14 protein-coding genes are annotated in these 15,046 nt (G+C 64.7%); all 14 read right to left on the reverse strand.

Features of this window, described 5'->3' with window-relative positions; genetic code table 11:
• Nucleotides 1-12: 12 nt before the first annotated feature.
• Nucleotides 13-831 carry a helix-turn-helix domain-containing protein gene (locus ACQP2D_RS27460; RefSeq protein ID WP_433678805.1) on the reverse strand — a complete coding sequence of 273 codons (819 nt, stop codon included), beginning with the start codon at nt 829-831 and terminating at the stop codon, nt 13-15.
• Nucleotides 832-925: 94 nt separating this feature from the next.
• A complete protein-coding gene (locus ACQP2D_RS27465; protein ID WP_433678806.1) occupies nt 926-1,477 on the reverse strand; it encodes a hypothetical protein in 552 nt (183 codons plus the stop codon).
• A gap of 349 nt (nt 1,478-1,826) precedes the next feature.
• Complete coding sequence (locus ACQP2D_RS27470) at nt 1,827-3,476, reverse strand: peptidoglycan DD-metalloendopeptidase family protein (RefSeq protein WP_433678807.1); 1,650 nt, start codon at nt 3,474-3,476, stop codon at nt 1,827-1,829.
• A gap of 310 nt (nt 3,477-3,786) precedes the next feature.
• The gene (locus ACQP2D_RS27475; protein ID WP_433678808.1) at nt 3,787-4,347 is read right to left on the reverse strand and encodes a hypothetical protein; all 561 of its coding nucleotides are present in this window, start codon (nt 4,345-4,347) and stop codon (nt 3,787-3,789) included.
• Between the two features lie 108 nt (nt 4,348-4,455).
• Complete coding sequence (locus ACQP2D_RS27480) at nt 4,456-5,517, reverse strand: hypothetical protein (RefSeq protein WP_433678809.1); 1,062 nt, start codon at nt 5,515-5,517, stop codon at nt 4,456-4,458.
• A gap of 684 nt (nt 5,518-6,201) precedes the next feature.
• Nucleotides 6,202-7,059, reverse strand: coding sequence for a hypothetical protein (locus tag ACQP2D_RS27485; RefSeq protein ID WP_433678810.1), 858 nt, complete (start codon nt 7,057-7,059; stop codon nt 6,202-6,204).
• A 467-nt stretch (nt 7,060-7,526) separates the two neighbouring features.
• Complete coding sequence (locus ACQP2D_RS27490; protein ID WP_433678811.1) at nt 7,527-9,278, reverse strand: hypothetical protein; 1,752 nt, start codon at nt 9,276-9,278, stop codon at nt 7,527-7,529.
• A 2-nt stretch (nt 9,279-9,280) separates the two neighbouring features.
• The gene (locus ACQP2D_RS27495) at nt 9,281-10,768 is read right to left on the reverse strand and encodes an SCO6880 family protein (RefSeq protein ID WP_433678812.1); all 1,488 of its coding nucleotides are present in this window, start codon (nt 10,766-10,768) and stop codon (nt 9,281-9,283) included.
• Nucleotides 10,769-10,814: 46 nt separating this feature from the next.
• Entirely contained in the window at nt 10,815-12,407 is a 1,593-nt protein-coding gene (locus tag ACQP2D_RS27500; RefSeq protein ID WP_433678813.1) for a hypothetical protein, read from the reverse strand.
• Nucleotides 12,398-13,162 (reverse strand): hypothetical protein, encoded by a 765-nt coding sequence (locus tag ACQP2D_RS27505; protein ID WP_433678814.1) that lies wholly within the window; start codon nt 13,160-13,162, stop codon nt 12,398-12,400. The genes ACQP2D_RS27500 and ACQP2D_RS27505 overlap by 10 nt, the downstream gene beginning before the upstream one ends.
• 83 nt (nt 13,163-13,245) lie before the next feature.
• Complete coding sequence (locus ACQP2D_RS27510) at nt 13,246-13,899, reverse strand: hypothetical protein (RefSeq protein ID WP_433678815.1); 654 nt, start codon at nt 13,897-13,899, stop codon at nt 13,246-13,248.
• A gap of 25 nt (nt 13,900-13,924) precedes the next feature.
• Nucleotides 13,925-14,194 (reverse strand): hypothetical protein, encoded by a 270-nt coding sequence (locus tag ACQP2D_RS27515; RefSeq protein ID WP_433678816.1) that lies wholly within the window; start codon nt 14,192-14,194, stop codon nt 13,925-13,927.
• A gap of 14 nt (nt 14,195-14,208) precedes the next feature.
• Nucleotides 14,209-14,505, reverse strand: coding sequence for a hypothetical protein (locus tag ACQP2D_RS27520; RefSeq protein WP_433678817.1), 297 nt, complete (start codon nt 14,503-14,505; stop codon nt 14,209-14,211).
• Nucleotides 14,502-14,888, reverse strand: a complete 387-nt coding sequence (locus tag ACQP2D_RS27525; RefSeq protein ID WP_433678818.1) for a hypothetical protein — start codon at nt 14,886-14,888, stop codon at nt 14,502-14,504. Before ACQP2D_RS27525 ends, ACQP2D_RS27520 begins: the two co-directional genes overlap by 4 nt.
• Nucleotides 14,889-15,046: the final 158 nt, after the last annotated feature.

Raw genomic sequence — 15,046 nt, forward strand, 5'->3', positions numbered from 1 at the left:
AAGCTGCCGGGTCTATCGTGGTCCGAAATCCGTTGCGCTCGCGGGTTTCCGCATGCCCAGGAACATGCGGTAGTAGGTGTTGACGTCATCGACGGTGCTGGTTTCGATACTGATCGAGCTCAGTTGGTTCACACCTGGGCGCAGATGCAGATGCTCGGTGGAGTGGCGGCCGTAAGAGATCTCGGTGCTGGTCGTCCACAATCTGTAGAAATCGTCGCTGCGGCCCAGCCGTGTCAACAACTGCCGCGAAAGAGATGATTTCCGGTGGTGGCCCACAGCGGCTTTGAGCATCTGTACCATCACATGCGCTTCGCGCTCCCACTCGAGCAGGATGTCCTTCGCGACGGGCAGGAAATGCCACACCACCAGGTTGCCTGCTCGATCGAGATCCGGAAATACCTCGTACAACCAGTGATTCGCCACCAGCACATGCCACAACGGGTCGAAATACCCTGCCAACATGTGTGCTCGGGCGAGGTCGTCGAGTCGCTCCAGCACGCCAGGAGTCGCACGTAGACGGGCCCGCATCTGTTCGTGGCCCACCAGGTCGACAGATGGTTCACGTAGCTCGCGCAGGTGTTTGAACTGTGCCGAGGACAGTTCGTACCCGATCGCGAGGAGCTTAAGTGCCTCTGGCCTCGGCACCCGAACGCCGGACTCGATCTGTCCGAGATAGGCGGCGCTCAGTGGTATCTGCGCGCACGCTTTTTCCCGCGACAATCCCTTCAGCTCACGGATCTGCAGCAGGTACCGCCCCAAGGTCGACGGCTCCAGTCCTGGATGCGGGTTCCCCGTCATCGCCACACGGCGCCCGGATAGATCGCTGGTCATCGCGGTTCTCCTTCTCCCCTGAACCGGCAATCGCACGATGTTCCTGTGCGCTTGCCATGTTTGTGGACTGAATCTCGGTAGGGCACAGTCACTTTCATGTGACGATGCGGTAGGACGCCAACCGCCATCCGTTCTCGGTCCGCCGGACCACGGCCACGGCACGCAGCAGGCGGAATACCGTTGTGCTGCCGTCGAAATGCACGACGGTTTGGGTGATGGTCGCGGTGACGTTGCACTGTTGGTCGGTTGGTGGTGCTGCCTGCTCGATGTGGGTCGCGGCGACGATCACGTCACGAGAAGCGCGCCAGCCAGACCACTGCGGCAGCTCCCGGATGCCGGTCGCGGGTGGGCTGTCGGCGTCGCGGGCGAGTTGATCGGTCAGCCAGGGTCGTGCTCGTGTGAGCGCCGCACCGGCGGATGTGTCCGACACCGGCCGCCACCCGAAGATGGCTGTCAGGGCCTGCGCGACCACGGTCTGCGGATCGGCGTCATCGGGGACCGGGCCGTGCACGTGTAGTTCGGCATCGCCGATCAGGGGATGTCGGTCGGTGGCCTCGTTGCGGTGCCGGTCGATCAACGCGGCCGCCGCGATCAGCACTGCGAGAACAATTCCGACGACGCCGAGCCGGGTCCTTGTGCTGGTCATCGTGGTTCACCATCGCAGTCCGTGAGTAGATCCGACCCCCATATCGGTGCGCGCAGTCGGCTGTATGGCCGCCTGGTTGCCGATAGGATCGAATCAATCTCCAAGACAATGGTTTTCGGTCGATTCAGGTCTCGGGATGCTGCTGTTTCCCGACGCCTGGCTCGCTCGCGGGCGTCGTCGGCGCTGGGACCGGCCGGGCAGGTGCGTCGCCGGAGAGCGCCGCCGTAGGTCGACGTGTGTTGTGTGGTCGCGGCGGAATCGGTCGGGGCTCGTCGCGGTGGCGGGACTACCGCGTAATCGGTGATTCGTCGGGTCGTGGTTGAGGGCAAGTCGGTTCCTTGGTTGGTGGTCAGCTCAGCGTTTTCGCGAATTGGGGTGTCATGGCCAGGATGTTGTCGACATACGGTCGCGTCTGGACTTGGTAGTCGCTGGCGCCGGAAGGGAATCCTCCGGAGGACAGGACCGCGCCTTCGCCGGCGTTGTAGGCGGCCAGATACAGCTCGGCGGCCCCGGCGGGAGCATGGACCTTGTCCTCAGCGATCCAGGTGTCGACGTGTTTGGCGATGGCGCACATGTAGCGGCCCTGGCCGATGATCGCGTCTGGTGGATCCCACACACTGGCCTCACCGTCGCCGTCGGCGTCGATGACATAGGGTTGGCCGTCGTCGGGATCGATAGCGGCCGCGGTGCCGGGTAGGAACTGTGCGATGCCCTGGGCACCGGCTTCGCTGCCCGCACGCGGGTTGAACCCGGATTCCTGTTTGCCCTGCGCGGCCAGCATCGACGCGGGGATCTGCGGGCACAGCGATCCCGCTTTGCGGTACCAGGGTTCGTATTCGGGGGGAACCACGCCGGGCGCGAGGTCGTCGTCGACCGGCGTGCTCGGGCATCCGCCGCTGGTTGAAGTAGTGCCTGGTGAGTTCGCTGTGCCGGTGATCGGTGAGCCGTCGGGGTAGCCCCCGCCAGCGGTGGTGATGTGAACGTGGTCCATGTGGTTGGCGGTGTCGCCCCAGCCTGCGTTCGTCATCTGTTGTGGCTCGCCGTGGGCCGGGCGGTACACCTGCCGCCAAATGATGTAGTCCACGTGCAGGGCGTCGGCGTTGGCGAGCACGAAGTCGCTGACACTGTCTCCCAACGCTTTTCCCGCACCACTGGTGTAGTCGGGGATCATCACGTCCACCGCCCGGCCGGAGGGATGGTCGGGCAAGCTGTCGTATTCGCGCCAGCCACCGAAGGTGGTGATCTCAGGGAACCGGTAGGCGAGGGTACGCATCACCCGGATCGCGTCGATTTGAAGGTTGGCTTCCGAACCCCTGCCCGCCGGTACCGGCGCCAGGGTGGTCTCGGGGCCAGCTACAGCCACCGCGACGTCCGGATTCTTTGTCGCGTCGGTGCTGGGGTCGGGGGCAGGGGGCGTGGTGCCGCCGGGTTCTGCGGCGTCAGCCAGCCAGGTCTGGGGGTCGATCGGTGTGCCGCCGGACAGCCGCCCTCCGCCGGTCCAGGTTTCGAAGTGCAGGTGTGCTCCGTCCGGGCCCGGGGGATCGGTGTTGCCGTTGTATCCGACCACTGCGATTTGCTGACCGGCGTGCACGCGGTCGTTGACGCGGACCAGGATGTCGCTGGCGGTGTCGAACATGTGCCCGTACACCGTGGACATCGGCTCGCCGCCGATATTGGAGTCGATCACGATCCACGCCCCGAACCCGGTCGCCGGCCCCGCGGCCACCACCACGCCATCGGCGGCGGCGTAGATCGGTGTTCCCGCCGGCGCCGCCCAGTCCAAGCCCTGATGGAACTCCCCACCCCCGCGAGGTCCGAATCCCGAAGCAAGAACGTAGGTTCCGGACTTCATCGGCCGCACCTTCGTCGCACCGCCCACCCCAGCGGGAGACGGCGGCGCGCAGCTGGTTTGCCCGTCGTCGAGCATCGTCAGCACGACCAGGCTCGTCGCTACAACGCACACCAGCACGAGCATCGCCAACACGCTCACCGGTCTCACGACAGCCACCCCGATCGGCACGGCACCTCTCCCGGTTCAGCGCACCAGCCATCACCGCGGCGCCACCACCCGGACACAACTTCCTTGGCCGGCCCAGGAGTCAAAACTGTTGGCAAATACAGGCCTTCGCTGCCCGCGACGACCCCGACGGTGCAGCCACCACACCCCCTCCCACCATCCCCGCGGGAAACTGCGCGGTCGCCGCGGTGGAATGCCCGCACCCCGGTAACTTCCACGAAGACCACCGACCTGGGGTTCGCATCGGCGGAATCCGTCGTGGTCGGCCGGATCCTCTTGTGGTGAAAGACGGTTATCGACTCCGCTGATGAAGCGTCAGCCCCGCCTTGTGGATGCCCTCGATGACTTCCCGCCGCCATGCCGCCAGTTCGGGCTCCGATGGTGGCTCGTCCTCGGGTTGGGACACCGCCAGATACCAGGGGGCCTCGTCGGCGCGCCACAGGGTCAACCAGGTTGTCTCGATGCCCGAACCCTTGAGCGCACGTTCTCCGAAGTTGTAATCCCAGTCGTCGGTGAGGCGACCGGAGCGGGTCAGGCCAAGCGTCGACCGCAAGCGATCCAGGCTCTGCTGGTCGACGGCTTCGGCTATATACACACTGAATTCTCTTCTGTGAACCATCTCGCCGTATTCCCTTCTCGTGCAATATTGTTCGTCGATGGTTGATGTTGTGAGGAGGACATTCCTGAGATCGTCGGTGGGTGTGCCGAGGAGCTGGGCTATCGGCTCGGCAGGTTCGGGCGCTGGCGGCGACCACCGGCAGGACGCGCTGCGCAGGAACGCCGAGGACAGCCCGAACCTGACCGACGTCGACACACCGACACGGAATCTCGCCAACAATTCGGAAACGGCCATTGGGCGAATAGACTCTGAGACAAGCGAACTCAGCGATGAGAACCCAACAAATCGCGCTGCAGATTCCAGGAATTGTTGGCGCCCATGGGCCGAGACAACACGCGCGGATCATGGGGTCTCATCGGATGTGCGGCATTGCTGTCTCACCGGTCGTTCGCCTTCTGAAACCGTTGTGGGCGAGAGCCATTCGTTTCGGCGTCGGTCATGGACCCGCCTCCGCTGCATCGGGCAGCTCGACGTCGCTGCCGAGGGCGCTCGTGTCCGCGTCGAGGTGCGCGGGCCGTTGTCAAGGCCACAAGCCTCAATCAAGGCCGATGCACTGTCGGCGGCCCGTTGTCGGTCTCGTTCGGCCACGGCTTCGCGGGACCAGTCATCCAGTTCACCGGCGGGGACTACCGCGCCGAGGAAGCAGTCGATCCGGTACTCCGCATATTCGCCCTCGGACCCCAGGGCACGGATTTCCGCGTTCAGCGCGTCGGCGGCTCGGTCCATGAGCGCCTGCATAGATGGTGGCTGCCCGCCGGGATCGGCTGGTCGTTGGAGATCTACCGTGCTGGCGGCCGTTGTGTTCGTGACGCTGGTCGCTGTGCCGGGATCGGCATATTCGTGCCAGCGATCTTCGAGTTCTCTCTCGTTGTAGAAGTAGGTGGTTTCGTGGAACAGGTTGATCCAGCCCAGTTCGTCGCGGCCCCAGAGTTCGGCCTGTTCGTGGTCTCTGAGCCCGGCAACCGATGCGGTGGCGGCCGCTCGTTTCCAGATCGCGGACATGTTGCGTTCGTAGCGCTGTTGCTCTTTCGTGTCGGGTACTGAGGGGTCGTTGCGGTAGCGCCATCGACGGTCCGTTGCAACGGCGGCCATGTGCTCAAGAGTCCATAAATCGGCGGCGATCGCGTCGATCAGTTGCGCGCGAACCGCCTCCTCGCCCTCCAGCACCGGCGCACTGACGTGCCCCCAGACAAAGACGTTCGCCGCCAGATCCACATCGGTGCGGCGGATTCCGGATGCTCTGGCGCGCACCGTCAATTCGTCTTCCTGCTTTTTCAGGTCGACGAGGTGCATACGCAAGTGGTCCAATGCCGGATCGGGCTTCTGTGGCCAAGGCGGAATCAGATCGTGGTCGCGGGCAATCCGCCATTGTTCGGAGGCCAGATCTCGTATGCGATCGAGCAACCGCGATTTCCATCCGGTCAAATCTCCTCGGCTACCACGGTCAGTCATTCTTGTTCGCCTCCCAACATAGGTCTGTGCCCCTTACCAGCAGGGTCCGTCGGCGGTCCGCGGTAGCTCTCGTCTTCCTCTGCTGTCGCGCGCGGTGCCTCCTTTCGCATCGGGCACCTAAAGACGTTCCCGCTGAAGCAGTGCCGCTTCCCCTTCCACCACCGAAACTCGCGCACAGGGCGACCCGACAGCACCTCATCAATCGGCAACCGTCGCAACGTCATATCGACCAACCCGCAGTTGTCCGCCCGAAATCGAACAGCCACATCGGAATTGGGAACGACACCTGCCAAACCGGGCCAAAACTGGTCCCTGCCCTTATCAGTCATGGCCGACAGCCCACCTCCGCCCACCAACGATCAAGCCGCAGACATGCTCAGTCGGAATCTCACCGAATTGTCGAAAGCGACATTTTGGCGACAAATTCATGAGAAAAGCGACATCAATCATGAGAACCTATAGCTTGTAGGTTTCGGCGGTAGTTGTCGGCCCGGCCTGCCATTCCGCACGCGAACCATGGGGTTTCCCAGCGGTTTGTCGCCGTCTTCTTCTCATTGGTTTGTCGCTTTCTTGTGGCGGGAGCGATCGGATGTATTTGCGCATCCGGCGTGGCCTGGCCTTCATCGACGCGGGTGGTCATAGCGAGAGCCCGGGATCCTGTGAGTTGGGTGCGTCGGCGGCGGGGTCGGGAACCTCTCCCGGTTCCCATTCCGCGGTTGTGGCGGGGTGGATCGCTGCCTCGATCTGGGCCGAGAGGCCGACATCGCCGACTTCGCGTGGATGAACTGCTCGATCGAGTTGCGTGTGCGGCGGCTCTGTCTCCAAGGCTTGCTGTGCGCGCGCTATCAGTTCTTCCGGCGTCGTCAGCACGGGTGAGCTCGGCTCGGGAATGGGGTGGTGCAGGGTGTCGGCGATACGTTCGGATCGGCGTTGGAACCATGGGTCGCCCATGTCGTCCCAGACTTCTTCTACGGCATCGGGTGTGTCCATAACCTCGGCGGTGCCGGCCATCATTCGCGACCAGTCGTCCATCGCATGCTCGCGTACTGTGGCGCGCTCAGTCTCGGTCATGTCGATCAGGACCGCGATAGTCTCCACGTTCGCCGCGAGCCCGGCCATGTTCCGACGCTGTTGCCCGGCATCGGGCACCGACTGTGTGGTGGAGTTGTCTGCTCGGCGTTGCCGACTGCGGAGAACCTCGACCGCAACCATATAGCGCAACTGCCACGCGTCGGCCTTGGCTGTTTCCAGAAGGCTCGCCCGAATCGATTCCTTGAGGTGGGGGGAGTTTCGAACGTCGAGCCATTCTTGGTCTAAATAACCGACCACACGGACTCTGTCGATACGTTGCCAGGAAACTCCGGCCGAATGCGCCCGTTCCTCGGCTTCACGCCGCTTGGATTCGTTCTCTTCACTATGCGAGTAATTCCATACCGAATTCGCCGCCGCGAGGTCGCCGACTTCGCGCAGCATTTCATCAGTCGTCGCAGACATCAAAATTCCTTTCGTCTAATACGAGAGCTAAGAAACCCCGGACCGGATTCTCATCGGTTGTCGTAAACGACAGATCACCGACAAGCAAATGGGACTACCGACAAAAATCATGGGAACCTACAATCACGCACGACGCTTCTAGGTTCCGGCGATAGTTGTCGGTCCCGACCTTCATTTCTTGCGTGAACCATTGGTTTCCCATCGATTTGTCGCCGTCCTCTCCTCATTGGTTTGTCGCCTTCTTTGGGGCGGAGCCATCTCACGGCCGCCTGGTGACCGTCAAGCGGAAAGCAGCGAGAGACTCCTTGGTGAGCGTCAATGTTGTTGCGCAAGAGGGGTACTCGCTCACTTGCGCCGGATATCGACGCGCTGACACGCCGGACCGGATTCCCACTGAACTGTCGTAGGCGACAGTTCGGCGACAAATAGATGGGAAAGGCGTCAAGAATCATGGGAACCTACACTGCTCATACGGCACCGTCAGCGGTGTCGAATTCTGCGAAACGCGTATTGGTGTCGTGCAGTCCTTCTGAGAATTCTGTGTCGCTGAATTCGAGATGGAATGGTATTCCGGGTTGTCCGCCTTCTCCGATTTTGAGGACGAACTTGCCGGTTCCCGGTGGGAGGGGGCGAATGGCTCCAGGTTGGATTGCCTCTCCGGTCAACGCTTGGGGTGCCGACCAGCCGGTGACCATTGCTCGCTCTGCGGCGGTGAACGGGACGATGTCGTGCAACCGGTTGACCTCTTCGCCGGGTAGTGCACCGAACACTTTGGCGCGGGCGCGTTCGAGGAATCCGAGGGCACGGTTGATGGCGGCGTCGGTGCCCAGTGATTGCAGGTCTTTGATGGTGTGGCTGATCATGATCAGCGCTGTGGCGATGGTGCGCTGCAGGCGGGTGAGTTCGTCGACGCGTTCGACCATGAAGTCGCCGAGGGCGAGCACCTGCCACAATTCGTCCATGACGACCTGGAAATAGCGTTGTGGGGCGAGTTCGGCGTCGGCGAGGGTGTTCAGCGCCTCCACCGCGGCGAACCCAGCACCCCAACAGGCGAGCATCACAGCGGCTTTGAGCTTCTTGTCACCGTGGGGAATGTGGGAGACGTCGATGCACACGGCGGTGGAGTCCGGGTCGATTCCTACCGTGGTGGGTGCGTTGAATACCGCACCGAACGGGCCTTTGGTCAACGCCCGCAGCGACTGTCGCAGAGGCACGATCGCGGCCGCGTAGTGTTGAGCGTCCTCCGCGGCGGCGTCGAGGCGCAGTTCGTCGCCGCCGGCCACGATCACCTCGAGTAGGTCATCAAGGATCGGCTGATCGTGCGCGGTGAATCCGCGCCCTCCGTCTTTGTGCGGTGTGTACAGCGTGCTCAGAGCGGTGGCGATGACCGTTTCCTCGAAATCGGCGACGCGGTGTCCGCGGACGAGTTCCACCAGAGCGCAGGTCAGCGCGATCTGCCGCGCCCGCAGCTCTTGGCCCAGTGTCTGGGCCCGTTCATACATTTCGGCGGCTTCCAGTTGCGCCAGGACTCGGCCCATCACTCCGGGGTCGAGGGGGTTGAGGTGGCCGTAGCCGTAGCCGAGGTCGATGACTTGTCCCCCGACCAGTTCCACCAGCCGCCGGTAGTCGGGTTTGACATCGGCCAGGATCAATGGGGTGATGCCTTGTGCTATGCCGCCGAGGACGATGCGGCGTACGAGTGAGGATTTGCCGAAACCGTTGAGCCCCAGCACGAACAGGCTCGGCGCGGTGATGAACCCGCCTCGGTTGAACCAGTTCATCGGGTCGAAACACACCGGCGCACCGGTCCGCAGGTGGGGCCCCAGTGGGGTGCCGACCAGTGGTGCCCCGGCTCCGACCGACCACGGCCACAGTCCGACGACTTGGGCGGTGGTGCCGCGCCATTCGGCTGGCCGCCCGACTGTGGAGGCCCGGCCGCCACCGCGTCCGGCGTATCCGTTGTCGGTCAATCGCAGTGAGTGCCGGTTGAATTCGTCGTCGACCGCGGCGTGGGCGAGCATGGTGCGGTTGCGGCGGCGGTGATCATCGCGCGAGATCAACATCGATGCCCACGCGCCCCCCAACCCGCCACTGCGCTGGCGCGATTCGAGTTGTGCGCGCTTGTCGGGGGCGAGAACTCGCGGCCCGCTGGGCACCGTGACCGGTGGCTGAGTGCGCTCGCGGCGGGAGTCGTTTGGTGTGCGGCGTCGCTTGGTCATGGTCAGCTCTCGAAGATTTCGGGCACGGTGGCGTGTTCGGGCAGGATCACTCCCACCCCGAGTGATCCGGCGAATGCCGCGGATTGGTAGGTGTTGCAGCGGCGGATCGTCAGTCGCGCTTGGGTGGACAGATCGGAGACGAGCGCTTCGATGCGTGGAACGTCCGCGCCACGGGGCGCGGTCAGGGTGATCAGAATTCCGTAGCGGGTCAGTCCGTGCCCGCGGGCCTGCTCTTGACGGGCTTGCTCGGCGACAGCGACACGGATGCTGGCGGTCGCTGATACCAGTCCGCCTTTGGTGGACTGCTCTGCCACGCGTGCGTTGCGGAAGTCGTCGTCGACGATGTGGGTCGCTTCGGAGGCCGAATGCGGGCGGTACACGATCGCGACACGTTTGCGGGGCAGCTCCGGATTCGGTTCCAGCAGCCGCTGCAGCACCCGTTCGGTGATCACCCCGGGCGGTGCTTGGGTCATTTCCCAGGTCACGCTCACCGCACCGGCATGCAGCAACTTGTCGTAGCGTTGTTGTTCGTCCTGCGGTCCGGCCATCGCCCAGGTGACTGCGTGCCCTTTCGGGTCCGTCGCGGCGGCTTCGAGGTCGGCTTGCGCGGAGGGATCGTAGGCGCGGCGCACGAACGCGATGATCTGTTGGGCGGTCATCGGTTCCGCGCGAACTCCGGCCTCGGCCAGTGCCACGAGGATGCCGGGTAGTCGGCGGCCGATCTCGAGGGCTTGTTCGGCGGGGATCTTGCGGCGCTCGGGGGTGGTGGCCTCGAAGGTGATCGCGATGCGTGGTTCGAGTTGGACCCGTTGGCTGGCCAGTTGAGTCGCCAGCTCCCACATGACCTGTCGCGCGACCACGGGGGCGTCCTGACGGGTGATCGCCGAGACTTCGGTCATCAACCGGTTTCCGGTTTCGGGCACCGTGTCGATCACGGGCACAATCGCTTTCACATCGGGCGCGCCACCCAGTGACGCCAGGAATGTCCCCCACGCGGCGACCCATTGGTCGACCAGAGGCTGATCGACGGCTTCGGCGCCTTGGGGCCACGCCCGCAAGACGATGGTGTATTCGTCGAATTTCGGCAGGTGGATCATGCCGAAGGTGTGGCCGTCGACGGCTTGGCCCTGATATAGGCGTGAGGGAGCCAGCAGCCCGGGCAGGGTCGTCGCGCCACCGGGGATGGCCGAGAACGAGCCGGAGCGGTAGAGGTGCTCGCCGCGGCGTGCGCCGCGAAGCCACTGCCACAGCAGCACCGCGCGTGTGTATCCGGTGCGGCCGCCGATCTGGATTACCAAAGGCGCGGTGATCGCGACACCCACCGCGAGAACGATTCCCGCAGGAAGCAATCCGAATATCGCTTGGGTGAGAACGGCGGCAATGAGGACGGCACCGGCGGTGACCATCGCCGGCCACGACATTCCGAACAGGCCTTCGGCGCGTGGCCGTGATCCGGCGCTGTAGGTGCGTTCGATGTGCTCTGTGCTCATCGCGGTGGCTTCCTTTCGTGCCAGATGTGTTGTGTTGGTGCGAATCTCACCGCGAGATGTGGTGTGATCCCAGATCCGGTGGCCTGTGGTTCGGAGTTGTTCCTGTGGTTTGCGCGTGTCCACCGGTGACGTCATTGCCGATTCGGTCGACCACCTTCCCGGCCCGGGTGCCGGTTGCCTGGACACCGATGCCGCGCTGAGCGGCGGTGCGCGATCCGGAGGATGTCGGCGCGGGTTGCAGGGTGTGCCCGGCGCCTTTGGGGCCCGCCGAAGGTGACGGCGGCAGCTGCGGACGCCCGCCTGTCCCACCCGTGCCGCCGCTTCCGGTGCCGCCGCCTCGCGGTGGCGTCGGGGATTGTCCGCCGGTCGAGACGAAACCCGCGGTTCCCGCGCCGCCGGAGGCAGCGCCTCGGGCCAGCAGTGCTTTGCCTCCGGTGAACAGGGCCGCGGCGGCACCCACGGCGGCTCCGGTCGCGACCGCGCCGCTGCCACCGGAGCCGACCGCTGAGAGGGCGGGCGAAACCAGCCGCACCAGCGCGGGCAACACGAATGCGACGCTGCACAGCAGCACGATCCCGATCAGGCCGCGTTGCGCCGAGTCGAGTTTGCCGGCTTCGTTCTGTGCGACATCGGTATTCACTTCATCAGCGGTGACGAACGCGATCATGTACACCAAGGCGGCGACGGGTTTGAACAGCAGGAACGCGATGATCCAGGCACCGAGGCGCTGGTATGCCTGCTTGCCGCTGCCGGTGCCCGACGCCGCGGCGGTGAGCGGGAAGATGCCGACCGCGACCACGAGCAGCGCCTGGCGGATGATCGTCAGGACCGTCATCGCCAACGCGCCGAGGATCCCGACGATCGCGACCAGGAACACCAGCCCGGGTCCGTAGACACCGAAACGGTCGGTGCGGGCGAGTAATTCGGCCGCGCCGCGGGCGTTGCCGTTGGTGGCGTCGTTGATGATCCAGCTCGACAGGTTGTCGGTCATCCGCGCCGAGGCCAGGATCGCTGTCCCGGCGACCCAGGTGGACAGGGTGCTGCGGGCGAGCATTTTGAACGCCTCTTCGGCGTACTCGGCGGCCAGGTGCGCGCGGGCGATGCCGATTCGCAGCGCCGAGATCACAATCGAGAACGCGAGCAGCCACGTTTGTAGTTGCCGGGTGTAGGAGTCGATGCGCCCCCACAGTGTTTGGGTCGGATCGGTCTGATCGCCGGGGCTGCTGAGAATGCGGTCGTTGGGTATCCAGGCCCAGCTGGTGCTCATTGTGAGGGCGTCGCCGAGTCCGCTGAGCAGGATCTCGGTTACTTTGCCGAATGTCGAATCCCACAGTTTCGATTTGGTGGCTTCGATCGCGCTGCCGGGATGGGATGCGGCGTTGCCTGCTTTGCATACCGCTGAGGCGCCGTTGCCGAGGAAATTGCCGACTCCTGCGGGGAGTTGGGACAACATGTCGTGGATGTCGTTGCAGACCTGATCGAACCCGTAGGTCGTGGATGTGCCGGACTCGGTCGGGGCAGGGCTGGTCGTCGTCGGCGGTGCGCTGGGCTGAGCCGACGCGGCGCTCGCGGTGGTCAGAGCGAGTCCGGCTGTCACGATCAGCAGCACGGTGATGCGGCGTAGGTGGGTTATGACCATTGGGTCCACCCGGTGAGGTCGTAGACGGTCTCGGTGGGTAGTTGGTTTCCGCTGCCGCGCAATCGCCAATCGCCCTGATACCAGACCATCGGGATTTTCGCGGTCACCCAGGAACGGCCTTGCGCGGATTGTTCGCCGCGCACAGCCAGGCGCACCACGGCGAGGTCGTCGGCGAAGCTGTCGATGCGAAAGGCGTCGTAGGCGATGAGAGTTCGTGTCAGAGCCTCTGGTTGCTGGCGTGGAAGCCGCCCGGAGTTGATGCCGGAATCGAGGGTGGCTTGATCGGCGGAACTCAATACGAGGCGCGCGGCGCTCACCGCGCGATCACCGGGACGGGCCGCGACCTGGTAAAGGCTCATCGCCGCAGCCAGTGCCGCTCCCTGCGGGGTGTGGGCGTACCCGTCGGCGACACCGTCGTGGATGCGGGTCGGGCCGTCCGATGTCGAGAACGGCACGACAGCGCCATGAACTCGCTGCCAGCCGCCCTGCTCACGCAACCCTGCCGGCGCAGCGTTCAGCCAGTCCGGGTCACCAGCGTGTTTCGGGGGGACAGTCTGTGCCCGCAGCGCGCCGTCGGGATTACGCGGAATATCGATACGACGCCCGAACAGATCGGTCTCGGGAACATCGAAGCCCTCCCCGGCGCTGCCTGAAGGCGCCGGTGCTGGCGCCGATGTCGCGCTGGCGGGTGTGTTCGTGGGTTGGTGGCCGTCGGTCGTGCGGCTGATCGCGTACGCGATAGAACCGGCGATCATAATCGCTACCAACAGCGTTGCTGCGGCGATCGTCGATAGGTTGGTCCGCTGACCCGAGTCGGTGGCCGTTGTCTTCTCTGGAGTCATTGCGGCGGCCCGAGTTTCACGACGGCGGTGATCGACTCCGCTGACCGGACACGGGGTTCGGTGGAGTCCGGGTCCGGCAGGGCAAGCCACCAGTCCCCGCCTGCCCACACCACGGTCGCGGTGTTGATGGCGACCGACGTGTCGGGGAAGCTGGTGTAGACATCGACGCGGGCGGTGGCCGGTGTGTAGTCGGTGATCGTGTATCCGCGAATTCGCGGAGCCTGGGTCGGGTCGGCGGGCGAGCGGATCGACAGCAGGCCTCGCGAAATCACCCACTCGTCCTTGCCTGGTCCGCTGAGGATTTCGGATTTCGCGATAGCCGACCACGCGTCGTCGGGAGCCAGCGACATCCGGATCGTGTGGACGATGGCGGCCAGTGCCGCGCCCTGCGGATTCTGGGTGAACCCTGTCGCGGCGGTGCTGGTGTAGCTGCGGGGGCCATCCGCGCCGACGGGTAGTGCTACACCGTAGAAGTCCTGCCAGTGAATGTCCGAGGGCGGCGCCGAAAGATCCGGAGGCCTTGGGGGCAGGGAGGTGTCAGTGCGGTCGTCGGAGGAACATCCTGTGCTCGATCCGAGCATCAATGCGGCCAGGACGACGGCCATCGCCGCAGCGCCGAAGAGTTTGGGGATGGAGTGGGACAGGTTCATTCTGGGTGTCTTTCGTGAGCGCGGATCACAGGAGGAGATCCATCAGCAGCGACGCCGCGATCGGCCAGGCGACGGTCGCGAAGATCCACGACAGCAGCACGCGTGCGGTGTCTCCCGGGGCGGCCGGTGGGCCCGGTGGTGGACGGAAGTGCTCCCATCCGGCCCTTCCGCCGACCCAGGCCAAGCGGGCGATGAGGCCGGTCTCGACCAACCACAGCGTCCACTGGAACAGTTGCGATAGCTGGGTGGTGACGTCGGCGGGTAGGTCCTTGTACGCCAAGACCGTCTCGATCATGAATCTTTGCTGGGCTACTGGCCCAGCACGCCATTCATGATCGTTCCGGCGCTGGTGGCGACGATGCCGCCGATCAACGCGCCGACGATCATCTTGGGGGATTCGATCATCCCGGCTTGCCATTTCTCCCACGCGAACTTGCCGCCGGCGAAGATCATGGCGCTCACCCCGGACAACAGGACGAACCACATCAGATATCGCACCAATTTCTCCAGCCCGTCGCTGCCTGGCGGCGCCTCGGGTTGATAGTTGGTGACTTGGGAGAGCACCACGCCGGTGTGCTCGGCGAGGGGCGACAGTAGCCAGCTCATAACGGTTCTCCGATCGTTGTGTTGCGGGTGTTGTGCAGGGCGGTAATCACTGCGACCAGGTCCTGGCCGAGGTTGTGCACGTCGCGCGGCGCGGCCGCCAGTTCGTCGCCGCGGGTTTTGGTGTGGGGTGCGTCCCCTGGAGTCCAGACGGGCAATTCGGTGTGGGTGGTCAACATCCACGCTTCGTGCCAGCCCACATGCCACATGTGCTCGACCAGGCCGCTGTACAGATCGCGGTCGCGGCGGATCTGGCTGGGTATACGGCCGGGACGCGCCGCGACGGTGACCAGTCCCACCACGATGCTGTCGCCCGCCAATCCGGCGTGATGTTGGCGCAGCAGCGCATCGGCTGCGGCCAGTCCGACCGCTGTTTCCCGTGCCACCACAACCACGTAGGGGGACTCGGCGCCGATCGGTGCCGGCCAGCGTCGCGCACAGTCCGCCGCAGGTGCTAGCGCCCGCTCCAAGCTGCTGGTGCCCGCTCCACCGTGAGCACCCAACAGCCACATCAGTGGTGGACGTCCGTCGCTGATCGCGGTGC

Origin of the sequence: Nocardia sp. CA-119907 (assembly GCF_050955995.1) — a bacterium.
Classification (GTDB): domain Bacteria; phylum Actinomycetota; class Actinomycetes; order Mycobacteriales; family Mycobacteriaceae; genus Nocardia.